Genomic DNA, 23486 nt, shown 5'->3' with positions numbered 1-23486 from the left:
CACACCTCAGGCGGCCTCGCGGTGGCCATTGTCGGCGCCGGGGGCGTCCGGGCCGGAACCGTGGCCGAGCCGCCGCCACCACGACCGGCGGGTCGGGTGCGTCTGCCGGCCGACGCGGTAGAGAGCCGCGTCCTCGCGCAGTGCGGCCTGCCGGTAGTCGATCTCCGCCTTCAAGGACTCGGGCGTCCACTCCATGACTTGCTCCTCGTGTCGTGCCGCTTCTCTGGTGACACGAAGATTCGTCCTGAGGCGGAGGCGCGGGCATCGGGCGTTCACGTGGGTTGTGGCCCTGGTCCCCTTACCCGCCGCCGTAAGGGGTGGCAGACGGCGGGTAAGGGATGCCTCAGGCGCACGTCGGAGCACGTCGGGTGATCCTCAGCAGGCACCCTGGTCGCGCCAGACGCCCCACTCGCCGGTCGTGCCCGGCTCCTCGCCCTGCGTCCACCACTTCGCCTGCCAGCGCTTGCCCCGGTGCGAGACCTCGTTGCCGCCGTTGTAGACCTTGGCGCGGTCCCACGCGGGCACGGTGCAGCCGGGCTGGCCGGTCGTCGTGGTCGTGGTGGTCGTGGTGGTGGTCGTGCTGCTGGTCGGGTCCGGGCCGCCGCCGCGCGGGTGGTCGGAGGCGATGGCGTAGGACCGGCCGCCGAACGTGAGCTTGAAGTTCGACGGCGACGCGATCGGCAGCTGGTAGCTCAGCGCGACGTCCACCGACGCGCCGGGCGCGAGCGGCTGCCAGGTCGGCAACGTCAGCTCGACGTGCTGGAAGTCGCCCCTCAGGCCGCCGACGTTGCCGCCGGAGTGGCCCTTGGTGGTGACCCGCAGCCCGAAGCCGGACTGGTCGGCCATGCTGCCCGGCGCGCTGGTGCCGTAGTCGAACTCGATCTTCGTGCCGCCCGGCAGGGTGGTGGTCGAGTTGTTGGTCAGCTTCAGCTTCGGCGTGATCGGGTAGTTGCTGTCGCCGAGCGCGAACCCGGAGACGGTGGCGCTCACGTTCAGCACCTGGCCCGGCGTCGTCCCGGCGGCCTTGCGCGCGCCGTAGGGCGCCGCGCCGCGCAACCCGTCGTTGATCTTGGTGAGCAGGGTGTCGCCGACCGTGTACTGGCCCTTGGCGCTGTCGAAGCGGTAGTCGCCCGCCAGCTCCCAGATCATGATGCCGCCGATGCCCTTGTCGGCCACGTACTTCGCCTTGGCCGCGATCGACTGCTCGTCCTCAGTGGACAGGAAGACCTTCTTGTCGGCGTTCCACAGCCACGGCGAGGTGAGCGTGCTGTCGTAGAACCGCTGGTAGGAACCGGAGATCCGGTCGGCCGGGTCGTTCACCGGGTCGAGGCCGTGCCCGGCCAGGTAGTCCGGCGTGATCTCGTTCTCCAGGTTCTTGGCGTGCCACATGGGGTTCACGCCCGACGGCACCTCGGCGCCGCCCGCGGTGGAGTCGTGCCACAGGTTGTCGATGCCGACCGCGCCGTTGCCGCAGGGCGTGGTCGAGCCGACGGTGGACCCCGTGCCGGGCGGGCACTTCGTCTGGTCCGGCAGCGCGGCGCGGCCCCACAGCCCGTTCGTGCCGCCGGTGACGCCCTGCCAGCCGCGGCTGTAGAACGGGACGCCGATGTTGATCCGGCCGGCCTGCATCGCGCCCCGGTAGTAGTGGTAGGCCCAGTCGGTGTTCAGGTAGCCCATGCCCTCGTACTGCGGCGCGGTGTAGACGCCGCCGGCGGCCAGCTCGCCGTCCTTGCCGTCGTCGTAGAGCGCGGCGTTCGGGCCGACGAAGTGGTTCCACGACCCGTGCAGGTCGTAGCTCATCACGTTCAGGTAGTCGAGGTAGCGGGTGACCTGGTAGGCCTCCTGCCCGCGCAGCAGCCAGCCGGAGGCGGGCACGGCGGCGGTGAGCAGGTAGTGCCGGCCGTCCTGCGCCGAGGCGCGGTCCAGCTTCTCCCGCAACGTCTTCATGATCTTCTCGTAACCGGCCCACAGCGTGCCGCGGTTGGCGTTGGAGATCCAGAAGTCGTCCGGGTTGCCCGCGTGGTTGTTCGACGTGGCGTACTCGTAGTCGATGTCCACGCCGTTGAACCCGTACTCGCGGATGAACTGCACGGCGGAGTCGGCGAAGGCGTCCACGGTGGCCTGCGGCTGCGCGCCGAGCTTGTAGAAACCGCCGGAGGCGTTGCGCGTGCCGTCCGGTTCGAGGAACCCGCCGGTCTCCGCCCAGCCGCCGACCGAGATCAGCGTCTTCACGTTCGGGTACTGCTTCTTGTACTTGTTGAGCAGGTTGAAGTGCCCCTGGTACGGCAGGGACGGGTCGAGCTCGACGCCCGGCCAGGTCATGCCGGTGGAGGCGTTGTCCGGGCCGTCGGGGCCGACCGAGACCCGGTTCTGCGCGTCGAGGTGCGCGAACGCGTAGTTGAGGTGCGTGACCTTGGTCCACGGGATGTCGGACGCCAGGTAGGCGGGCGCGCCGTTGCGGCCCGTGCGCCAGCTGGTGAAGTAGCCGATCACGCGGCGGGAGTGGTCGGCGCCCAACGACTCCCGGCCCTCGGTGTCGTAGACGGAGCAGTACGGGACGGCGACGCCGGGTGTCTGGTAGAGGCCGTCGGGACGGCACTCCTCCCCGGCGGCGGCGGCACTGGGGGGGGTCGGGGACACGACGGCGACGACGAGTCCGGCCACCGCGGCGAACAACGCCACGAGCGGCGACAACCTGGTTCTCTTGGGCACGACCGGCACACCTCCTGCACGAGGCGGCGGCCACGACGCAGCGAGTGAACCGTAAATAGGTCTAGACCTCTGTGTCAATAGGTCCAGACCACCTAGGGGGCCGCGCGACCGGTCGCCCCGGTCCCGCCGGGGACGGGACCGGCACCCGCGAACCGGGTCGGGCGTTCGCCGCGAGCGGTCAGACGGCCGTGGTGGCGCGGGCGCGGGCCAGGCGTTCCCGCACCTGGTCGGACTCCGGGGCGTCCAGCTCGGTGAACAGCGCCAGCGCCCGCTGCCAGTGCGCCACCGCGCCGGGCAGCCCCTGCCGGTCGAACACCGTGGCCAGCCGGTCGTGCGCCATCGCCTGGTGGTACGGGCTCGCCGCGGCCGACGCGACCGACAGCGCCGTGCGCGCCGACGTGACGGCGTCCGCGCCCTCGCCCGCCTCCAGCAGCACCATCGCCAGGTCCGTGTGGCAGGTCGACTCACCGCACTGCTCGCCGACCTCCCGGTACATCGTCACCGCCGCGCGCAGCCACGTCTCGGCCTCGTCGTAGCGGCGGGACGACTGGTGCAGCAGCCCGAGGTTGTGGTGCGCGTTCGCCTCGGCCCACCGCGAACCCGCCGCCCGGCTCACCTCCAGCGCCTCCCGGTAGGAGGCCTCCGACTCGTCGACGCGACCCAGGAACGCCAGCATGTCCGCGACCGCCGTCAAGGCCCTGGCCTGCGCGTTCACGTCACCGGACGCCCGCGCCACCTCCAACGCCTCGCGGTGCCGGGCCAGGGACTCGTCCATCCGCTGGAACTGGGCCAGCGCGATGCCCAGGTTGAACAGCATCACGAACGTCGCCTCGGGGTCGCCGAGCCTGGTGGCCGCCTCCAGCGCGGCCTCCGTGGTCCGCAGCCACGTCGTCCGGTCCGCGCGCAGCCAGAGGAACCGGGACAGCGTGTACGGCAGCTGCCAGGCGTGCACGAGCCACTGCGGGTCCGAACCCGGCGCGGCGGCCAGCTCGGAGGCGGCGACGATGTTGCCCTGCTCGGCGTCCAGCCAGGCGATGGCCTCCGGCGAGCCGGTCAGCTTCGGCACCTCCAGCGGCACGTGCGCGGGCTCCACCCGCACGCTGCTGCCGCGCGTCACCGGCAGCCGGCCGTCGGCCAGGTCCGCGCAGTGCAGGTAGTAGTCGAGCATCCGGCCGGTCGCCTCGCGCCTCACGTCCGCGGGCAGTTCGGCGGCCAGCGTGCGCATGTAGACGCGCACCAGGTCGTGCGCCCCGTACCGGCCGGGTTCGTTGACCGACAACAGGTTCGCCGCCGTCAACGCGTCCAGCGCGCGCTGCGCGTCGCCGACGCGGACCTGCGCCATGGCGGCCACCACGAACGCCGTCACGTCCGCGCCGGGGTGCAGGCCGAGCAGCGCCAGCAGCCGCGCGGGCAGCGGCGACAGCGCCCGGCGCGACGCGTCCAGCGCCGCGCGCACCGTCGAGTCCTCGTCCTCCAGGCCGAGGGCGGCCAGCCGGCCGTGCTCGTCGTCCAGCTCGGCGACGAGTTCGGCCACCCGCAACGCCGGGGCCACCGCGAGCCGGGCCGCGGCGATCCGCAGCGCCAGCGGCAGCCCGTCGCACAGCACCGCCAGCCGGCGCAGCGCGGCGGCCTCGGTGGCGTCCCGGCCGGCGACCCGGCTGACCACGGCCACCGACGCGTCCGGGTCCAGCATGTCCAGCTCGACCAGCCGCGCCTCGGCGTGCGCGACCAGCCCGACCAACCGCCGGCGGGACGTCACCAGCACGCACGACGGCGGTCCGGGCAGCAGCGGCAGCAGCTCGGTGGAGCCGCGGGCGTTGTCCAGCATCACCACCATGCGCCGGTCCGCGATGAGCGTGCGGAACAACGCCGACCGCTCCTCGACCGTGACCGGGATGTCCGGCGACGGCACGCCCAGCGTGCGCAGGAACCGGCTCAGCACCTCGCCCGCGCCCAGCGGCTCCTGGTTGGGGTCGTAGCCGTGCAGGTCGACGTACAGCTGGCCGTCCGGGAACTCGTCGCGCACGCGTTGCGCCCAGTGCAGGGCCAGCGCGGTCTTGCCCACGCCGGCGGGGCCGGTGACCACGAGGACCAGGCCGCCCTCCGGGTAGGACGCCAGCAGGCCGTCCAGGCGCTTGAGCTCGTCGTCGCGGCCGATCAGGGACGCCGAGACGCGCGGCAGCTGCGCGGGCGTGATCGCGGGCGAGGACTCGGCGACCGGGCGCACCGCCATCGGCTGGGTCGGGCGCTCGGGCTCGGGGTCCTCCCCCGCCAGCACGGCCCGCTGGAGCTTGCGCAGCTCCGGGCCCGGCTCGACGCCGAGCTCCTCGACCAGCACCCGGCGGGCCTCGCGGTAGACGCCCAGCGCCTCGGCGTGGCGACCCGCCTGGCACAGGGCGCGCATCAGCAGGCCGTGCCCGCGTTCCCGGAGGGGGTGCTCGCCGACCAGCGTGGTCAGGGACGGCACCAGCTCCGCGCCGCGGCCGATCAGCAGCAGCAGCTCGGCCCGCTCCTCCAGGACCGCGAGCCGGCGCTCGACCAGCCGGCCGCGCTCGACCTCGGCGAACAGGCCCGCGACCCCACCGAGCGGCTCGCCGCGCCACAGGCCGAGCGCCTCGTCCAGCGCGGTGGCCGCCGCGATCAGGTCACCGGTCGCGCGCAGCCGGGCCGCCGTCACCACGCCGCGCTCGAACTCGTCCAGGTCGACCTGCTGCGGGTCCACGCGGAGCAGGTAGCCGTCGCCGACCGAGGTCAGCAGCTCGGCCGGGGCGCGGCGGGCGCGGCTGGGCTCCAGGGCCCGGCGCAGGCCGGCCACGTAGGTCTGCACCAGGTTGACCGCGCTGCTCGGCGTGTTGTCGCCCCAGACGGCCTCGATGATCTGGTCGCGGCTGACCGGCGTGTTGCGGGCCAGCAGCAGCACCGCCAGCACGGCACGCTGCTTGGCGGCGCCGAGGTCGACCTCCCCGCCGCCGCGCGCCGCCCGGAGCAAACCGAGCACCTCGAACCGCAAGCGCTCGCCGTCGCCGTCTGCCACCGACCGATCCTTCGCCGAACGTTGGGCCCCAGACGGAGCCTAGGAGATCACTTCAGTCCGGCTCCAGTCGTCCTGTAGCCGCATTCTTACGCTAAGCGTGTCCGATCAACCACACAGGGCGAACCCCGGTGAACGAGGTTGGACCAGACAGCGGAACATCCGCTGCTCTCCCTGATCGACGAGGGCAGGCCGGCGTGCAAGGGGCATCCAGCCCGCGGCGGCGGAACGCCGGCCCGCCCTCGTCCCCTTCTCCACCGGAGAAGGGTCATCCGGTAGGGGATGACCCACCTCCATTGCCCTCCCCCCAGTCGAAGGGGCCGTGTCCGGGATCCGAACCCCCGGACACGGCCCCTTCGGCGTTGCGCGGCACCCGGCTCGGCGGTCCACGCCGGGCATCCGCTCCCGGGTCGGGCGGCAGGATTCGGGCGGCAGGATCGGACTCGACGGCGGCTCCGGGCCGAGCGGAGGTCCCGGGTCGTCCGAGTCGGCCGCGGCCCGGTCGGGCAGTTCGACCAGGCGGCGGTCCGGGACCGGTCCGGGTGGATCACCCGCAGTCGGCGACCGGTGGCGGCGGCTTGGCGGTGGCGGGCGGGTCCCGGCCTCGGTCAGGCGACCTCTTCCAGCTCACGTGGCGGGGTGCCGGTCCTGGCGGCCTTTCGCCGCCGGCGCAGCACCACCACGACGCCGACCACGACCGCGATGCCCATCAAGGCCCACATCGCGCCGTTGAACACCGACTCGATGTACTTCGCCGACGCGCCCGCCGCCGAGCCGATGCCGATGTGCAGCGCCGACCAGCTCACCGCACCCGCGATCGAGGCCGGCAGGAACCGCCGGTACTCCAGCTTCGAGGCCCCCGCCGACGCGGGCACCAGGGTCCGCACCACCGGCATGAAGCGGGCGAAGAAGACGGCCCACGCGCCACGCCTGCGGAGCAGCGCGCCGGCCTTGTCCCAGTGCTCCTGGCCGAGCTTGCGCACCACCTTGCTGTCCCGCAGCCGATCGCCGTAGCGGCGGCCGAGGAAGTAGCCGATGCTGTCCCCCGCCACCGCGCACACCGACACGACCAGCCACATGACCAGGAACCGGGACGTGCTGGTGACCGTCGTCGCGGCCAGCAGCAGCGCGCTCTCGCCCGGCGCGATGAAGCCGACGCCCAACGTGCACTCCGCCAACGTCAACGCGCCCGTCACCGCGAGCACGGCGGGCTGCGGCAGACCGGCGAGCCCTTCCAGGGCGTCGGTCAGCAAGGCCATGGTTCATCCCCCTGTGGATCATGACGTGCACTCGGAGTGCAGGCTAAGGGGAGTCCACCGCAACCACGCCGGCGGGCGCATCGGCCCGGGGTCTGACCGGTCGCCAGACCAAGGTCGTACGGGTAGGTGCCGAAAGTCAGGGACGTGCCCGGGGCACACCCCGGGGTGGACGCCGGTCAGCGGCCGTCGAATTCGCCGTTCTTCGCGCCGCCGACGAATCGCGACCACTGCGCGAAACCGAAGCCCAACTCGCCGCGGCTTCGGTCCTTCGAATCACGCACACCGGCGCCGTTCCGGTCGAGCGCGATTTCCACGCACTCCGGACCACCGGCGGACGACCGCGCGCTCTTGCGCCACTGGCGTTGCATGTCAGTTCACCTCGGATTCAGGCGAGCTCGCGCGCCACCCGTCCGATCAGCGCGGACGAGGCGGCCGGGTCGAGCGATTGAGCGCTCAGCCGTGCGAACATGTCGGCATACCTGGCGACGTCCGCGGGCTGTTCCCAATACACATCGCCCTTCGGACTTTCGATGTATACCACGGCCGGATCCGACTGCTCGGGAAACGACAGGATGACGAACGGACCGTCCATCGCAGCGTGACCGCCCGCCTCGAAAGGGGCCACCTGCAGGGTGATGTTCCGCAGTTTTCCGACCTCGGTGAGTCGTGCCAGCTGCTCGGCTATCACCTCCGGGCCGCCGACCAGCCTCCTCAGGGCTGCCTCGTCCACGACCACGTGCAGGCGCAGCGGGTCGTCCTCCAGCAGCAGCGCCTGCCGCGCCTTGCGCAGCTCCACCCGGCGGTCCACCTCGGCCGGCTCCGCGCCCGGCAGCACGGCCCGGATCAGCGCCCTGGTGTACGCCTCGGACTGGAGCAGGCCGGGCACCATGAGGCCCTGGTAGGTGCGCACCCACTCGGCGTCGGCCTCGAACCCGACGTAGCGGCCGGGCGCGATGTCGCCGAACTCGTCCCACCACGCCCGCCGCCGCGCGTCGCGGGCCAGCTGCACGAGCTCCTCCGAGGTGGCCCGGTCGGCGCCGTAGGCCGAGAGCATGTCGCGGACGTCGCGCGGGGTGACGCCGACGCGGCCGGTCTCGATGCGGCTGATCTTGGACGCCGAGCACTCCAGCCGCTCGGCGACGTCCTCGATGGTGAGGTCGGCCGCCTCGCGCAGCCGCCGCAGCTCGCTGACCAGCCGTCGCTTGCGCAGCGTCGGGCTGCTGCCCCGTGGCATCCGGACACCTTTCGTCGACGGCCCCGACCCGGGGGCCGTCGACCAGTCTGTGGCCGGCCGCGAACGGAGCAAAGTGACGTCATCCATTCGTGTACTGCAACTTGCAGAGGGCCGGCGTCGGTAACAGGCTGCGTGCAGCACACCGCCCCCAGGGAAGGAGCGCTGAAGGTGTCCACCACCGTCTTCAGCCAGCTCGACCGGTCCCTCCGAGAACACCTGGCCACGCTGGTCCGCCTCGCGTCGACCGGCGACGACGAGACGGCGGTCGAACTGGCCCGCTGCGAGCTGCCGAGGGTGGTGACCGCGGTCAAGGCGCTGCTCGACGAGCACACGCCCGACGAGCACGGCCGCTGCCCGACCTGCCGCACCCGCCGCTGGAGCCGCCGCCTGCCCTCGCCGTGCCGGGCGTACCTCGGCGCGCAGCTGGCGCTGACCGCGGGCGGCGACGAGCCGTCCGGCAACCACCGCAAGCACCTGCGCCGCGTCGGTTAGCCAAGCCCGGTCGGGCGACGCGCCATCCCCGCTGATCGAGCCCCACCAGCGGCGCCCGACCCGATCCGAGCCCGCCGCCGGACCGGCCCCGCACCCCCGACCGGGGCCGGTCCGCCGCTCGGGGCTCGGCGCGGGGTGGTCGGTCCGGTGAGGGGGCCGACCACCCTGTTCCACCCGCCGCCGCGCCGCGGCCGGCCCGCGATCCGGGTCAGACGCAGACGGGTTCGAGGCCGTCGCGCTCCGGGTCCACCAGGTACACGCGGGCCGCCGAGATGTCGAAGTACATGCCGACCAGGCGCAACGACCGCGCGGCCACCGCTTCCCGCACGCTCGGGTACGCCATCAGGTTGTCCAGCTGCTGCGCCACGTTCGCCACCGACAGCCGTTCCACCACCGGCAGGTCGGACTCGCCCGCGTGGAACCGGATCAGGCTCGGCTCGACCGCCTTCAGCCACGTGTGCAGCTGCGTGCCCGGCCGCGTCGAGCCGTGCACCACCGCCTTCATCGCGCCGCAGTCCGAGTGGCCGCACACGGCGATCGTCTCGACCGCCAGCACCTCCACCGCGTACTCGATCGCCGCGCCGACGGAGTCGTCGCCGTCCAGCGGCACCAGGTTGCCGATGTTGCGCACGCAGAACAGGTCGCCCGGCCCGCTGGTGGTGATCAGGTTGGGCACCACGCGGGAATCGGCACACGTGATGAACAGCTGCCGCGGGCGTTGGCCTCGCGCGGCCAGCTCCGCCAGGAACGGGCGGACCAACGGCGCGGTGGTGCGCTCGAACTCGCGCATGCCGCGGATCATCGGGTCGGCGTCGGCGCGCTGCCTGGGCAGGGTGACGTGCCGGCCGCGCTGCCAGTGCGACCACGGCGCGAACCACCTCGGCAGCGGCGACAGCGGTGTCTTGCGCAGCGCGGGGATGCCCCTGGTGGCCTTGCTGAACCACGTGTCGTGCACCTCGTCCACCTCGACGTGGCCGCCCAGCCGCTCGTAGCCGACGCGCCAGTCGTCGATCGCCTCGTACGCGCCGTGGTCGAGGAAGTCGATGTGCAGCTCCAGCACCACGCGCTGCCCCAGCGGGATGGCGCGCAGCCCGCGCACCAGCCGCCCGGCGCCGAGGAACACCAGCGAGCCGCGGATCGTCACGCGCCAGGAGTCCGGCTCCTCCTCGATCCGCACCGACGAGCGGGTCAGCCGGTACAGCGACCGCAGCACCGCCGCCGCGACGCCGAGCAGCACGCCTTCGACCAGCCCGAGCACCAGCACGCCCACCACCGTGACCGCGTACGCGGAGAACTCGCCGTGCCGCCACAACGCCCGCATCCGGCGCACGCTCACCAGCCGCACGCCCACCACGAGCAGCACGCCGGCCAACGCGGCCAGCGGGATCAGCTCGAGCACCCAGCCGAGCGCGAGCACGAACACCGCGACCCACAGGCCGTGCAGCACGGTCGACGCGCGGGTGCGCGCGCCGGCCGCGACGTTGGTCGAGCTGCGCGCGATCGCGCCGGCGATGGGCAGCCCGCCGAGTGCGCCGGTCACGACGTTGGCCGCGCCCTGGGCGATCAGCTCCCGGTCGAGGTCCGCGCGCGGGCCGTCGTGCAGCTTGTCGACGGCGACGGCGGACAGCAGCGACTCGACGCTGGTCACCACGGCCACGGTCAGCACGGCGAAGGTGACCGCGCCGAAGCTGCCGGACGGCACCCGCGGCAGCACGACCTGGCCGAGCAGGTCGGCGGGCAGGTCGACCCGCGCCACGTCGAGCCCGACGGTGGCCAGCGTCGCCGCCAGCACCGCCACCAGGGGCGCGGGCACGAACCCGGCGCGCGGCACGTGCGGCCACAGCAGCAGCGCGAGCACGGCGAGAGCGCCGACCAGCAGGGCCGACCACCCCACGTCGGCGGTGAGCACGTTGGCCAGGTTGTCGAGCACGGACGTGGCCGCCGAGCCGCCGACGACGACCGAGAGCTGCCCCACCGCGATGCTCAGGCCGATGCCGGCCAGCATGCCGTGCACGACGGCGGGCGACAGGGACAGCGCGACCCGGCCGAGGCGGCCGAGGCCGAACGCGATCTGCACCGCGCCGGCGGCGAGCGTGATGGCGGCCGTGGCGGCCCAGCCGTACTCGGCGATGACCCCCGCGATGATCACCACCGATCCGGTCGCGGGCCCGCTGACCAGGACCGGGGTGCCGGACAGCGCGCCGGCCAGGATGCCGCCGACGACGGCGGAGATCAGCCCGGCCATCAGCGGCGCGCCGGTCGCGGCGGCGACGCCGAGGGACAGCGGCACGGAGATCAGGAACACCACCAGCGACGCGGGCAGGTCGTGGCGCAGCACGGCGGCGAGACCGCCCGGAGGGCCCGCCGTGGTGTGTTCGCCTGCGTGGGACTTGTTGGGGCGCGGACGGTTCATGGGTGGTCCTCTTCTCCTGGCAAGGGGGTATCGCCCCGCGCGGGCGCGCGGGGTGTCGTTCGGGAGAGGTGTGCCTAGTGGCGCGCTAAGGGCGGCAGCAGGCGCGGCCAGCAGGCGGCGAGTCGGAACTCGGCCCCGGCGCGGTGGTGAGGGGTCGCCACGGTGGCACCTCCGTGTCGGCACAGGGGAACGTGTCGGCACAGCCCGCGTCGCACAGGTCGCGTCCACACCATGATGACTGAGGAAGTGGGCGGTCTGACAGCGGTTCCACCCGGTCGTGTTGATCACGAGCGGGGTCGTCACCCCTGGTGACGGACCTACCTGCCGACGGCCGCGTAGGCGCGGCCGACCGCGAGCGTGCCGGCGCACAGTCCGATGAGGACGGCCGCGGCCTGGCCCACGGCGGCGAACTCGGGCACGGCGCCGAACCACTCGGCGCTCGCCAGCGGGAACGCGAGGAGCAGCACCAGCCACGGCGCGCGCAGCACCACCGGCCCCAGCACGGTGATGCCGGCGGCGGCGGCGAGCGCGACGTAGGCGGGGCCGACGTCGACCACGTCGGCCAGATCGGTCGGGTAGACACCCGAAGAGATGACGAGCGCCGTCACGAGCGTCGCGCCGACGTGTCCGGCGAGGACCACCGCCACCGCGCGCCACGGCCCGACCTCGCGCTCCAGCGCGCCGAGGCAGACCGCCACGCCGAGCAGGGCCAGCCCGGTGGCCGCCAGGCCGTCGCCGGCGGGGTCGAGCACGAACGCGCTGCCGAGCAGCGCGTTGACCGGGTGGTCGTCGAGGTTCGCCGCGTTCGTGCTCAGCGACGCCCGCACCTGGGCCGACATCGCGTCGGCGAACACGAAGCGCGTCAGCAGCGCGAGCACCGCCACGGCCGACAAGTAGCCGGCCGTGACGGGGTGGCGGCGGAAGCGTTCACGCACCCGGCCATGATCGGGCCGGTGGTCTCAGGCGTCCACTTGAGACCTGTCACCCGACCAGCGGGTGTGGAAGCTGCCCTCGCGGTCGGTGCGGCGGTAGGTGTGCGCGCCGAAGAAGTCGCGCAGTCCCTGGATCAGCGACGCGGGCAGCCGCTCGGACCGCAGCCCGTCGTAGTACGCCAGCGCGGACACGAAACCGGGCGCGGGCACGCCCGCGGACACCGCTTTCACCACGACGCGCCGCCACGCCTCCTCGGCCGACTGGACCGCGTCGCGGAAGTAGTCGTCCACGAGCAGGGACGCCAGCTCCGGCGCCTTGTCGTAGGCCTCGCGGATGCGGTCGAGGAACCGGGCCCGGATGATGCAGCCGCCGCGCCAGATCGTGGCCATCGCGCCCAGGTCGAGGTCCCAGCCGTACTCGGCGCTCGCCGCGCGCATCTGGTCGAAGCCCTGCGCGTACGCCACGACCTTCGACGCGTACAGCGCCTGCCGCACGTCCTCGACCAGCGAGGTGTCCGCGCCGCCCACGACCGCGGCCGGGCCGAACGCCGACCGCACCGCCTGCCGCTGGCCGGCCCGCCCGGACAGCGACCGCGCGAACACCGCTTCGGCGATGCCGGTCACCGGCACGCCCAGCTCCAGCGCCTCCTGCACGGTCCAGCGGCCGGTGCCCTTCTGCTCGGCCTCGTCCGCGATCACGTCCACCAGCGCGGCGCCGGTCTCGGCGTCCACGTGGCCGAGCACCTCGGCGGTGATCTCGACCAGGTAGGACTCCAGGTCGCCGGTGTTCCAGCCGCGGAACACCTCGGCGACCTCGGCGGGCGACATGCCGCCGACCCGGTGCAGCAGGTCGTAGGCCTCGGCGATGAGCTGCATGTCGGCGTACTCGATGCCGTTGTGCACCATCTTCACGAAGTGCCCGGCGCCGTCCGGCCCGACGTGCACGCAGCACGGCACGCCGTCGACCTTGGCCGCGATGTCCTCCAGCACCGGCCCGAGGTGCCGGTAGGACTCCTCCGACCCGCCCGGCATGATCGACGGGCCGTTGAGCGCGCCCTCCTCGCCGCCGGAGATGCCCGCGCCGACGAAGTGCAGCCCGGCCTCCTTCAGCGCGGCCTCGCGGCGGCGGGTGTCGGCGTAGTGGGCGTTGCCGCCGTCGATCACCATGTCGCCGGGCTCCAGCAGCGGCACGAGCTCGTCGATGACGGCGTCGGTGGGTCCGCCGGCCTTGACCATGATGATGATCTGGCGGGGCGTCTGGAGGCTCGCGACGAGCTCTTCCAGCGTCTCGGACGGCACGAAGTCGCCCTCGTGGCCGTGGTCGGCGATCAGCGCTTTGGTGCGGGCGTGGCTGCGGTTGTGCACGGCGACGCGGTAGCCGTGCCGGGCGAGGTTGCGCGCCAGGTTGCTGCCCATGACGGCGAGCCCGGTGACGGCGATCCGCGCGGGTGCCTCGGAGGTGGTCATCTGCACAGCCTGCCCAAATCCGCGCCCGCGCGCACCTGTGCGCGACCCCTGCGCGCCCACTTCGTCGCACTGGCCCGATCGCCCTGTAACATCGTGAAACGCTGGTGGAACAGGGGGACGCGAATGGCCAGGGCGACGGTGCGGGACGTGGCGCGGGCGACCGGGCTTTCCATCGCCACCGTGTCGCGCGTGCTCAACGGCCAGGCCAACGTCGCCGAGCACACCCGTGAGCTGGTGCTGCGCGCCGTGGCCGGGCTGGGCGCGGAGGCGCCGCGGGCGCGGGGCGCGAAGCCGGCCGGCCCGATCTACGTGCGCTGCCCGTACCTGCTCACCGACTACTTCGGACTGATCGTGTCCAGCGTCGCCGAGACGTTGGCCCTGCACCACCGCCAGGTCGCGCTGAGCGCCGGGGTGTCGGCGCAGCGGGAGTCGGCGCTGCCCGGCCTGGCGGCCCGCGCGGACGTGGGCGGGGCGATCCTGATCCTGCCGCCGGAGCCGGCCGAGGAGCTGGTCCGGCTGCGCGACCGCCGGTTCCCGTTCGTGGTGGTCGACCCGCGCACCGAGCTGCCGCGCGACGTGGCGTCGGTGTCGGCGGCGCACTTCGCGGGCGCGCGGCGGCTGATGGCGCACCTGGTGGAGCTGGGCCACCGGCGGATCGGGATCATCGGCGGCCCCGGCGACTGGCTGGCCAGCGACGGCAGGCTCGCCGGGTACGCGGCGGCGTTGTCCGACGTCGGCGTGCTGCCGTCGGCGGAGCTGCTGCGGCACGTGGACGAGCCCACCGAGGAGAACGGCCACCTGGTCGCCCGCGAGCTGCTGGCCCTCGCGGACCGGCCGACGGCGCTGGTCGCGTTCAACGACAAGATGGCCGTCGGCGCCTTGCGCGCGGCCCGCGAGCTGGGCCTCGACGTCCCGGGCGACGTGTCGGTGGCCGGTTTCGACGACCTCGACCTGAGCCGTGCCACGCGACCGGAGCTGACCACCGTGCGGCAGCCGTTGCAGGAGATGGGCCGGATGGCCGTGACCCTGCTGATGCGGTTGCTCGACCGGCACGAGCTGGAGGCGCTGCACGTCGAGCTGGCCACGGAACTCGTGGTCAGGGCGTCCACCGGGCCCGTGCCGCGCGGCTGACGACCCGCGCGCCCACTCCTTTTCACGGTCTTTACCGGTATCCACCGACCGGAAAGCGCGAACCTTGACACGGGTTCGGCAGCATTGTTTCCTTTCACCTGCGGACAAGTTCCACAAATGTTCCATTTTGTTACAGACTGCCGACCCCTGCCCACAACGTCGTGAAAGGAGTCCGGGGTGCCCTCTTCCCACCGTCGGGCTTTCGTCAGCGCCGGCATAGCCGTGATCACCGTCGCAGCCACCCTCGCCGCCTCGCAGCCCGCCGCCGCCGCGGGCGAGACCGTCAACGTCTACCTGACCACCACCTCCGACGGCGGCGGCCGGGTCGTCACCCGCGGCCTCCAGCAGCAGCCGTCGATCGCGTTCAGCGCCAACGGCGGCAGCGCCACCCACACCATCACCGTCAACGAGGGCACGACCTACCAGCAGTTCGAGGGCGGCGGCGCGTCGATCACCGACACCACCGCCCACCTGCTGCGCGGCGGCCCGGTCTCGGCGGCCACGCGGGACGCGGTGATGCGCAAGCTGTTCCACCCCGTCGACGGCATCGGCCTGTCGTTCGTGCGCAACCCGATCGGCGCGTCGGACCTGTCCCGGCCGGGCCACGTCTCGCTCGACGACACGTGCTGCGACCTCAACGACTTCGGCGCGAACGGCTACGACACCAACGTGCGGCTGCTGACGCAGCAGGCCAAGCAGCTCAACCCGCAGCTGCGGGTCAAGGGCGTGCCGTGGAGCGCGCCGGGCTGGATGAAGGACAACGGCCGCATGGACCAGATGGGCTGGCTCAAGTGGGAGTACGCGCCGATGTACGCGCAGTACTTCGTGAAGTACGTGCAGAGCTACCAGGCCGCGGGCATCCCGGTCGACTACGTGTCCGTGCAGAACGAGCCGAACTGCTGCCAGGCGTCCAACCCGACCGCGATGGACTACCCCGGCATGAGCTGGAACCCGGCGGGCCTGGTCGAGTTCACCAAGAACAACCTGTACCCGGCGTTCCGCGCGGCGGGCATCACCACCAAGGTGCTGGTGCACGACTGGAACTACGGCGACTACGCCAACTTCGGCTCCGGCGTCCTCAACGACGCGGGCGTGCGCAACGACCCGCTGTTCGGCGGCATCGCGTGGCACGGCTACTTCGGCGACCCGGCGGTCGGCACGCAGGTGCGCAACCAGTACCCGACCGTGAAGCAGTTCAGCACCGAGCACTCCGGCGGCACGTGGATCTCGAACCAGCACAACGAGGACATGGCCGACATCGTCAACTACGCCCGCAACTACAGCTCCAGCCTGGTGAAGTGGAGCCTCGCGCTCAACCAGAACATGGGGCCGCACAACGGCGGCTGCGGCACGTGCACCGGCCTGATCACCGTGCAGGAGGGCGGGTCGCGCGCCGGCCAGGTCGACTACACCGTCGAGTACTACACCACCGGGCACCTGACGAAGTTCGTCCGGCCGGGCGCGTACCGGATCGACTCGACGGCGAACGGCACCGTGCAGAACGTGGCCTACCGCAACCCGGACGGCTCCAAGGCCCTGATCGCGCACAACGGCGGCACCTCCGCCCAGTCCGTCCGGGTGAACTGGGGCAACCAGTCGTTCACCTACACCCTGCCCGCCCGCACGTCGGCGACGTTCACCTGGCAGGGCACGCCCGGCACCGGCAACCCCGGCGGCAGCGGTGGCGCGATCACCGGACTGGGCGGCAAGTGCGTCGACGTCGCGGGTGCCAGCAGCGCGGACGGCGCGGCGGTGCAGCTGTACTCGTGCAACGGCACCGCGGCGCAGCAGTGGTCGCGGCCCGGTGACGGCACGCTGCGCGCGCTCGGCAAGTGCCTCGACATCAAGGACCGCGGCACCGCCGACGGCGCGCAGCTCCAGCTGTGGACCTGCGGCGGCGGGGCGAACCAGCAGTGGACCCACACCTCGGGCCGTGACCTGGTGAACCCGGCGACCGGCAAGTGCGTGGACGTCACCGGCAACACCAGCGCGGACGGGACCAGGTTGCAGATCTGGACCTGCACGGGCGCGGCCAACCAGAAGTGGACCCTCGCCTGACCGCTGTCGCCTGACCGCTGTCGCCTGACCGCTGTCGCCTGACCGCTGTCGCCTGACCGCGGTCTCCGACCGCTGTCGTCCGATCGCGGTCTCCGACCGCTGTCGTCCGATCGCGGTCTCCGACCGCTGTCGTCCGATCGCGGTCTCCGACCGCTGCGGGATCCCGCTCCACCAGGGCGGGCCGCCGCTGACAACACGGCCGCGACAGCGCGAGAGTCCAGGGCATGACACGACTCCTCGTGCTCGTCGCGGCCGTGCTCGCGGCCGGCCTGACCGCGCCGACGGCGCAGGCGCAGGCACCGTGGACCCTGACCGCCGCGCAACGGCAGGCGTACCTGACCCACTACGCGCCCGTCATCCTCAAGCGGGGTGACGAGAACGACGGCAAGCAGGGCCGGGACTGGCTCGCGAACTTCGACTTCGACCGGGACGGCGCCTACGCCACCAACCGGGCGAACTGGCGCCAGGTGCCGCAGTACGCGGCCGGCGCGGCGGGGTACGAGCGGTGGCGGATCCGGCCCACCCTCTACACCGCGCTGCTGGAGTTCACCGAGAACGGCGGCAAGTCGTTGGTGCTGCTCTACCACGTCTACAACGCGGCCGACAAGGACGGCGACGAGATCCACGACTGGGAGCGGGTGGAGATCGTGGTGCGCGGGGTGGCCGGCACGCCGGGCGGCGCGGGCGAGTCGTTCGGCAACGCCACCGTGACGCACCACAAGGACCACGTGATGCGGCGGTCCTACGACCCGGACGTCAACTTCCTGCAGACGTCCACCGGCAGGCACTTGCTGCTGTGGCAGGCCGACGAGAGCGACTTCGACCTGCCCGGCGCCGGGCCGCACGCACACGAGCTGCGGTTCGTGACCGACACGTGGGCCTCCGTCTCGGGCCGGATGGCGGCGGCCGGCAACGCCGAGGTGCGCATCTCCGGCGCGGACGACCGGCGCAACGTGCACTACGCGTTCGTGCCGGAGGGCGCGGCGGGCGCGGTGGCGGCGTTCGGCGCGGTGCCGCTGACGTTCGCCAACGCGTCCGCGCAGGCGAGCCGGGTCGACAACGGCACCAAGGTGACGTGGCCGAAGGTGAAGCGGCTGACGTACGAGCTGCAGGACCTGGCCGACGTCGTGCCGACGCACTGGTCGCAGTCGGCGTGGCAGCGGCACTGGTTGGCCGCGGACGTGGTGGACGTGCGGTTCGAGACGCCCGCGCTGGGCATCGGGACGGGCGTGCAGCGGTTCTACAACCGGTCCCGCGACGACGCCGCGTCGGACCTCACGGACGGCCGCGAGGGCTACCTGTCGAAGGCGTGGTTCTTCGGCGCGTACTCGGCGGAGCTGGACGAGGACACGCCGTCCGGGTCGGACGACTTCGGCGGGTTCGCGGGCACGGGCCTGGACAGCTCGGGCCGCAGCCGCGGCGCGGTCAGCGGCGACCCGGCCTCGCACGGCGCCTACTGGCGGCAGCACGAGTACTTCGTGCACTCGGGCGGGATCGACGACAGCACGAGCCGCGAGGTGGGCGTCTGGCTGCCGCCGGGCTGGCAGCTGGCGGCGAACGGCGGCTTCGACGGCCGCTGGCAACCGCTGTTCGACGACCGACCGGACGCCTGACGCCGACCGGCCGTCCACCAGTCGGGGTCCCGGGACCCCGAGCCCGGCCCGCCGCCGCACGACCGGCGGCGGGCCGGTACCGCGGAGCGCCCGTCGCCGCACGACCGGCGGCGGGCGCTCGCCTAACCGGTGGCGCGGTAGGCCTCGCCGGCCCGGTTCGGCGTCCCTCCGGGCACGTACAGCCCCGTGCCCGGCTTGTCTGCGGGGAGCGCGAACCACGCGTAGCGCTCCAGGTAGGGCAGGTCCTCGAGCATCCGGGACGACGCGCCGGCGAAGTCGGCGAGCTGCCGGTCGTCCGGGTAGCGCACGCCGCCGCCGGAGAAGTCCATCAGCGAGTACTCGGTGAGCCAGACCGGCAGGCCGTAGCGGGCGCGCACGGCGTCCAGGTAGCTCTTCAGGTGGCCGACGGCGGCGGGGCCGAAGTCCGAGCCGTACCAGTGCAGCGTGATGAAGTCGACCCGCAGCCCGCGCTGCCGCGCCCCGGTCATGAACCGGTCGAGCCAGCCGCCGGCCTGGTCGCCGCTGTGCGCGACGGCCGGGCTGCCCAGGCGCATCCCCGTCGCCTGGAGCTGCGGCCACAGGTCCAGCGCCTGCTCGACGGTCATGTTCGACTGCTCGCCGAGGTCCGGCTCGTTGAACCCGAGCAGGGTCGTGCCCTGGCCCTTCACCGCGGCCAGGTTCGCGGGCGTGGCGGTCTTCGCGCCCCAGATCATCGGCACGTACTCCACGCCCGGCGGCGCCTGCACGTTCTCCCTGGTGGTGGCCCAGTTGTAGAACCAGCCCGCGCCGACGTCGGACAGCGCCCGCGTCACGCCCTCGAAGTGCCAGGTGCCGACGCCCTTCTTGACCGACCTGGTGACCGGCCGCACGACCGGCGCCGGCGCGACCGGCGGAGCCGTCGTGGTCGTGGTCGTGGTCGTCGTGGTGGTGGTGTTGGCAGTGGTGGTGGTCGTCGTGGGGACGGTCGAGGGCGTCCGGGTGGTCGTGACGGCGACCGGGGCCGCCGCGGGCGTCGGCGTCCGCTCGACGGGCAGCAGCACGACGGCGCCCGCCACCGCCGCGACGGCCGCCGCCGCGACCAGCGGCTTCGTGGCCGCGTTCGCCCAGACCTTGCCGACGCCGAAGCCCTTCTTCACCACCGCGACCACGGGCTCGGCGGCGGCCAGGTCGAACCCGGCGGGCAGCGGCACGAGCGGGATCCGGGCCAGCAGCCCGTCCACGGCGGCCAGGTCGTCGAACCCGCGGGCGCAGCGGGCGCACTCCCGGGCGTGCCGCACGATCCGCTTGCGCCACAGCGCGTTCGGCTGCCCGTCCCAGTCCGCGATCACCTCGGCGAGGTCGCCGCAGCGCGGCGCGGCCAGCACCCGGACGACCACCCGCGCCCCTTCGAGCTGCGCCTTCATCCGCTGCACCCGCACCGCCGCGTGCTGCGGGGTGATGCCCAGCGCCTCGGCCAGCTCGGCCCGGGTGATCCGCCCGACCTGCTCCATCCACCACAGCGACAGCAGCTCGCGCTCGTCGTCGCCGATCCACCGGGTGGCCGCGACGACCTCGCGGCGCTGGCCGGTGAGCTGGAGCCGGGTGATGGCCAGGTCGGCGAAGTCCGCGCCGGGGTCGGCGAGGTCGGCCGGCTCGGCGTCGACCAGCGGCGGCCCCGTGCGGTGGTGGTCGCGCACCTGGTTCAGCGCGATGGCCAGCAGCCACGACCGGAACGCCTCGGGCTCGCGCAGCTTCGGCAGCCCGTTCAACGCGCGGAGCATGGTCTCCTGCACCACGTCGTCGGTGTCCGGGTGGCCCGCCAACGCGCGCCCGACCACGTTGTAGACCAGCGGCAGGTAGGCGGCCACCAGCGCGTCCAACGCGCCCGGCTCGCCCCGCTGCGCGGCCGTCACCGCCGCGGCGTCCCCTGGTGTGCGCATACCGTGTGTTCCTCTCGGCCGAGTCGGGCTCACCCACCGGAGACTCCTCGGCCGCGCCACGATAACGAGAATCAGGCGGCGAGCACCGAAGCCGCCATGCCGATCAGCGCCGCGCCGCAGAGCCGCTCGAACACCGGCCTCACCCGAGGGCGTGACAGCAGCGCCGCCAGCCGGCCCGCCAGCGGCACGACCACGGCCCAGAAGCACGCGAACACGCCCACCGCGACCGCCGAGAGCAGCGCGGCCTGCGGCAGCGGCGGCGACGCGGGGTCCATGGCCTGCGGCACGAGGCTGAGGAACGTCAGCATCACCTTCGGGTTGAGCAGGTCGCACAGCACACCGCGCAGGAACAGCGACCGGTCCGACTTCGGCGCCTGCCGGATCGGCCCACCGCGCCGGGCCGCCCGCAGCGTGGCGACGCCCAGGTGGGCGAGGTACAGCGCGCCCACCGCCTTGACCGCCAGCAACGCCGCCGGCGCCGCCGCGACCAGCGCGGACAGCCCCAGCGTGGCCAGCAGGGCGTGCACCAGCAGCCCGGTCACGACGCCCGCCGCCGTCAGCGCGCCGTGCCGCACGCCGCGCACGGCGTTGCCGGTGATCAGCACGAAGTCCGGGCCGGGCACGACGGTGATGACGACGAGGGCGAGGAGGAACGAGGTCCAGGCGATGTGCACGGGCGCATCCTGTGCCATTCGTTCTGCTGTATTCCACCTGACGGTTACAGTGTTCGGTTGTGAGCGAGACAGCCGAACTGGATTCGGTCGACTGGCTGATCCTGGAGGCGTTGCAGAACGACGCGACGCTGCCGAACCGGAGCCTGGCCGAGGCGGTGGGCATCGCGCCGTCGACCTGCCTGCACCGCGTGCGCCGGCTGCGCGACCTGGGCGTGATCACCGGGTTCCACGCCGTGGTCGACCCGCGCACCACCGGCCTGCCGCTGGAGGCCGTCGTCTCGGTCAACGTGCGGCCGCACACCAGGCCGGTGGTGGCGGCGTTCCGGCGGTTCGTGATGGCGCAGCCGGAGACGCGCTCGTTGTTCCACGTCAGCGGCCAGGCGGACTTCCTGGTGCACATCGCGGTGGCCGACAGCACGCACCTGCAGGCGTTCCTGATGGACAAGATCGCCTCCCGCGCCGAGGTGCGGAACCTGACCAGCTCGGTGGTGCTGGAGCGGGTCGAGACGCGGGCCCTGACGCCGCCGGACGACCAGCGCCCCACCCACCGCAGGCGGCGCGTATAGATTCCCGGCCATGGACCCCGACGAGTTCCGCCGGGTCGGCCACGAGGTGGTCGACTGGATCGCCGACTACCGCTCACGCGTCGAGGGCTTCCCGGTCAGGTCGCCGGTCGAGCCCGGCTGGGTGCGCGGGCAGCTCGCCGGGCTGCCCGAGCGCGGCGAGGGCTTCGACGGGCTGCTCGCGGACCTGGACCGGGTCGTGCTGCCGGGGACGACGCACTGGCAGCACCCGGGCTTCTTCGCCTACTTCCCGTCGAACGCCTCGCTGCCGTCCGTGCTCGGCGACCTGCTGTCGTCGGGCCTGGGCGTGCAGGGCATGTTGTGGTCCACCTCCCCCGCCGCGACCGAGGTCGAGCAGCACCTGATGGACGAGCTGGTCGGGGCGCTCGGCCTGCCGCCGTCGTTCGTCGGCGGCGGGGTCATCCAGGACACCGCGTCGTCCGCGGCGCTGGTCGCGGTGCTCGCCGCGCTGCACCGGTCGTCTGGCGGGACGTGGCGGCGGTCCGGCGTGGACGGGACCGAGACGGTGTACGTGTCGTCGCAGACGCACTCGTCGCTCGAACGGGCGGCGCGGCTGGCGGGGCTGGGCGAGCAGGCCGTGCGGGCGGTCGAGGTCGACTCCCGGCTGGCCATGCGCGCGGACGACCTGGCGGCCCGCGTCCGGTCGGACGTGGCGGCGGGCCGGCGGCCGGTGCTGGTGTGCGCGACCGTCGGCACCACGGGCACCGGCGCGGTCGACCCGGTGCGCGAGATCGCCGCCGTGTGCGCCGAGCACGGGATCTGGTTGCACGTGGACGCGGCGTGGGCGGGCCCGGCGGCGCTGTGCCCGGAGTTCCGCGACCTGTTCGACGGCGTGGACCGGGCCGACTCGTTCACCGCGAACGCGCACAAGTGGATGCTGACCGCGTTCGACGTGTCCCTGTTCTGGACCGCCCACCCGGACGTCCTGGTCGACGCCCTCACGATCCTGCCGGAGTACCTGCGCAACACCGCGACCGAGTCGGGCGCCGTCGTCGACTACCGCGACTGGCAGATCCCCCTGGGCCGCCGGTTCCGGGCGCTGAAGCTGTGGTCGGTGCTGCGCTGGTACGGCCTGGAGGGCATCCGCGAGCACCTGCGCGGCCACGTCGAGCTGGCGGCCCTGCTCGAGTCGTGGGTGGACGCGTCCGACGACTGGGAACTCGTCGTCCCCCGTTCGCTCTCCCTGCTGACCATCGCCCACCGCTCCGGCGACGACGCGACCCGTGCCGCGATGGACCGCGTCAACGCCTCGGGTGACGCCTTCGTCACCCACACCACCGTCGACGGCCGCTTCGCCATCCGCGTGGCGATCGGCGCGGAGGCGACTCGCGAGCACCACGTGCGCGCGCTGTGGGACGCGCTGCGGCTCAGGGATTGATCAGCGTGGTCATGTCGACGGTCACCGGGAAGGGCTCGGGGACCTGGACCTTCCCGGTGCCTTGCGCGATCTGCTTGTACCTGCCGGCGACCAGGCTGAACGCGATGAGCGTGGCCGGCTCGTCGAGTTCCACCACCCAGTAGTGCGGGATACCGACCTTGGCGTACTCGATCGGCTTGAACACGCGGTCTGTTCGGCCCGTTCCCGGCGACACGATCTCCACCGCCAAGTGCAGGTCATCGGGGTTGAACCGGCTCGGGTGCTCCCAGTAGCGCTCGGCAGGCACCACCACGACGTCGGGTGCGCGAAGCGAGAGCGGCGGCCCGGGGTCGATCACGACGTCGACGTCCTGGACCGCCACCACCCCAGCGGGCAGTTGCTCTTTGAGGCAGCTCCGGAGGTTCGCCATCGCCACTTGGTGTTTCGGTGCCGGCCTCGGCGCCACCAGCAAGACTCCTTCGACCAGCTCGAAGTGGCGCGACTTGTCCTCTGGAAGCGCGTCCCACTCCTCAAGCGTGAACAAGTGGTCAGGCCAGGGCACGGTGCTCATCGCGGCCACCTCTCTTGCTCCATCGACTGCGCAGTCGTA

At 73.0% G+C, this 23486-nt stretch carries 18 protein-coding genes; 6 read left to right on the top strand and 12 right to left on the bottom strand.

Annotated features, from left to right (window positions below; translation table 11 throughout):
- Positions 1–6: 6 nt before the first annotated feature.
- The 6 genes from EDD40_RS31740 to EDD40_RS31715 all read right to left on the bottom strand — a co-directional run bounded on the left by EDD40_RS31740 (position 7) and on the right by EDD40_RS31715 (position 8236).
- The gene (locus tag EDD40_RS31740) at positions 7–195 is read right to left on the bottom strand and encodes a hypothetical protein (protein WP_123746193.1); all 189 of its coding nucleotides are present in this window, start codon (positions 193–195) and stop codon (positions 7–9) included.
- Positions 196–375: 180 nt separating this feature from the next.
- Entirely contained in the window at positions 376–2712 is a 2337-nt protein-coding gene (locus EDD40_RS31735) for a chitinase C-terminal domain-containing protein (RefSeq protein ID WP_123748424.1), read from the bottom strand.
- Between the two features lie 178 nt (positions 2713–2890).
- Positions 2891–5746, bottom strand: coding sequence for an AfsR/SARP family transcriptional regulator (locus EDD40_RS31730; protein ID WP_123746192.1), 2856 nt, complete (start codon positions 5744–5746; stop codon positions 2891–2893).
- Between the two features lie 605 nt (positions 5747–6351).
- A complete protein-coding gene (locus EDD40_RS31725; RefSeq protein WP_123746191.1) occupies positions 6352–7002 on the bottom strand; it encodes a DedA family protein in 651 nt (216 codons plus the stop codon).
- Between the two features lie 176 nt (positions 7003–7178).
- On the bottom strand, positions 7179–7370 hold the full coding sequence (locus EDD40_RS31720; protein ID WP_123746190.1) for a DUF397 domain-containing protein: 192 nt from the start codon (positions 7368–7370) through the stop codon (positions 7179–7181).
- A gap of 17 nt (positions 7371–7387) precedes the next feature.
- On the bottom strand, positions 7388–8236 hold the full coding sequence (locus EDD40_RS31715; protein WP_123746189.1) for a helix-turn-helix domain-containing protein: 849 nt from the start codon (positions 8234–8236) through the stop codon (positions 7388–7390).
- 168 nt (positions 8237–8404) lie between these two features.
- On the opposite strand from EDD40_RS31715, the gene EDD40_RS31710 reads away from it, so the two are divergent.
- Positions 8405–8728 carry a hypothetical protein gene (locus EDD40_RS31710; RefSeq protein ID WP_123746188.1) on the top strand — a complete coding sequence of 108 codons (324 nt, stop codon included), beginning with the start codon at positions 8405–8407 and terminating at the stop codon, positions 8726–8728.
- Positions 8729–8936: 208 nt separating this feature from the next.
- Here EDD40_RS31710 and EDD40_RS31705 read toward each other — a convergent pair whose 3' ends face one another.
- The 3 genes from EDD40_RS31705 to gndA form a co-directional block, all read right to left on the bottom strand.
- Positions 8937–11141, bottom strand: coding sequence for a SulP family inorganic anion transporter (locus EDD40_RS31705; protein ID WP_123746187.1), 2205 nt, complete (start codon positions 11139–11141; stop codon positions 8937–8939).
- A 317-nt stretch (positions 11142–11458) separates the two neighbouring features.
- Positions 11459–12076 carry a rhomboid-like protein gene (locus EDD40_RS31700; RefSeq protein WP_123746186.1) on the bottom strand — a complete coding sequence of 206 codons (618 nt, stop codon included), beginning with the start codon at positions 12074–12076 and terminating at the stop codon, positions 11459–11461.
- A gap of 24 nt (positions 12077–12100) precedes the next feature.
- On the bottom strand, positions 12101–13540 hold the full coding sequence (gene gndA / locus EDD40_RS31695) for an NADP-dependent phosphogluconate dehydrogenase (RefSeq protein ID WP_123748423.1): 1440 nt from the start codon (positions 13538–13540) through the stop codon (positions 12101–12103).
- Positions 13541–13663: 123 nt separating this feature from the next.
- Here gndA and EDD40_RS31690 point away from each other — a divergent pair, with 123 nt between their 5' ends.
- From EDD40_RS31690 to EDD40_RS31680, 3 genes are all read left to right on the top strand, one after another.
- Positions 13664–14671, top strand: coding sequence for a LacI family DNA-binding transcriptional regulator (locus EDD40_RS31690; protein ID WP_123746185.1), 1008 nt, complete (start codon positions 13664–13666; stop codon positions 14669–14671).
- A 177-nt stretch (positions 14672–14848) separates the two neighbouring features.
- Positions 14849–16729, top strand: a complete 1881-nt coding sequence (locus tag EDD40_RS31685) for a ricin-type beta-trefoil lectin domain protein (RefSeq protein ID WP_123746184.1) — start codon at positions 14849–14851, stop codon at positions 16727–16729.
- 224 nt (positions 16730–16953) lie between these two features.
- The gene (locus EDD40_RS31680; RefSeq protein ID WP_123746183.1) at positions 16954–18342 is read left to right on the top strand and encodes a hypothetical protein; all 1389 of its coding nucleotides are present in this window, start codon (positions 16954–16956) and stop codon (positions 18340–18342) included.
- Positions 18343–18464: 122 nt separating this feature from the next.
- Here the strand turns inward: EDD40_RS31680 and EDD40_RS31675 are convergent, their stop codons facing one another.
- Entirely contained in the window at positions 18465–20261 is a 1797-nt protein-coding gene (locus EDD40_RS31675; protein WP_123746182.1) for a sigma-70 family RNA polymerase sigma factor, read from the bottom strand.
- A gap of 71 nt (positions 20262–20332) precedes the next feature.
- Complete coding sequence (locus EDD40_RS31670) at positions 20333–20953, bottom strand: LysE family translocator (protein WP_246037956.1); 621 nt, start codon at positions 20951–20953, stop codon at positions 20333–20335.
- A 41-nt stretch (positions 20954–20994) separates the two neighbouring features.
- On the opposite strand from EDD40_RS31670, the gene EDD40_RS31665 reads away from it, so the two are divergent.
- Positions 20995–21501 carry an Lrp/AsnC family transcriptional regulator gene (locus EDD40_RS31665; RefSeq protein WP_123746180.1) on the top strand — a complete coding sequence of 169 codons (507 nt, stop codon included), beginning with the start codon at positions 20995–20997 and terminating at the stop codon, positions 21499–21501.
- Between the two features lie 10 nt (positions 21502–21511).
- Positions 21512–22897 carry a pyridoxal phosphate-dependent decarboxylase family protein gene (locus EDD40_RS31660; RefSeq protein ID WP_123746179.1) on the top strand — a complete coding sequence of 462 codons (1386 nt, stop codon included), beginning with the start codon at positions 21512–21514 and terminating at the stop codon, positions 22895–22897.
- Here the strand turns inward: EDD40_RS31660 and EDD40_RS31655 are convergent.
- On the bottom strand, positions 22887–23447 hold the full coding sequence (locus EDD40_RS31655) for a Uma2 family endonuclease (protein WP_148088963.1): 561 nt from the start codon (positions 23445–23447) through the stop codon (positions 22887–22889). The genes EDD40_RS31660 and EDD40_RS31655 overlap by 11 nt on opposite strands.
- Between the last annotated feature and the right edge of the window lie 39 nt (positions 23448–23486).

This window comes from Saccharothrix texasensis (assembly GCF_003752005.1).
GTDB lineage: Bacteria > Actinomycetota > Actinomycetes > Mycobacteriales > Pseudonocardiaceae > Actinosynnema > Actinosynnema texasense.
This window is presented reverse-complemented; position numbering and strand designations above follow the sequence as displayed.

Coding starts and splice junctions, on each gene's coding strand:
- EDD40_RS31740 (WP_123746193.1), bottom strand. CDS start 195: ATGGAGTGGACGCCCGAGTCCTTGAAGGCGGAGATCGACTACCGGCAG.
- EDD40_RS31725 (WP_123746191.1), bottom strand. CDS start 7,002: ATGGCCTTGCTGACCGACGCCCTGGAAGGGCTCGCCGGTCTGCCGCAG.
- EDD40_RS31720 (WP_123746190.1), bottom strand. CDS start 7,370: ATGCAACGCCAGTGGCGCAAGAGCGCGCGGTCGTCCGCCGGTGGTCCG.
- EDD40_RS31715 (WP_123746189.1), bottom strand. CDS start 8,236: ATGCCACGGGGCAGCAGCCCGACGCTGCGCAAGCGACGGCTGGTCAGC.
- EDD40_RS31705 (WP_123746187.1), bottom strand. CDS start 11,141: ATGAACCGTCCGCGCCCCAACAAGTCCCACGCAGGCGAACACACCACG.
- gndA (WP_123748423.1), bottom strand. CDS start 13,540: ATGACCACCTCCGAGGCACCCGCGCGGATCGCCGTCACCGGGCTCGCC.
- EDD40_RS31690 (WP_123746185.1), top strand. CDS start 13,664: ATGGCCAGGGCGACGGTGCGGGACGTGGCGCGGGCGACCGGGCTTTCC.
- EDD40_RS31680 (WP_123746183.1), top strand. CDS start 16,954: ATGACACGACTCCTCGTGCTCGTCGCGGCCGTGCTCGCGGCCGGCCTG.
- EDD40_RS31675 (WP_123746182.1), bottom strand. CDS start 20,261: ATGCGCACACCAGGGGACGCCGCGGCGGTGACGGCCGCGCAGCGGGGC.
- EDD40_RS31670 (WP_246037956.1), bottom strand. CDS start 20,953: ATGGCACAGGATGCGCCCGTGCACATCGCCTGGACCTCGTTCCTCCTC.
- EDD40_RS31660 (WP_123746179.1), top strand. CDS start 21,512: ATGGACCCCGACGAGTTCCGCCGGGTCGGCCACGAGGTGGTCGACTGG.
- EDD40_RS31655 (WP_148088963.1), bottom strand. CDS start 23,447: ATGAGCACCGTGCCCTGGCCTGACCACTTGTTCACGCTTGAGGAGTGG.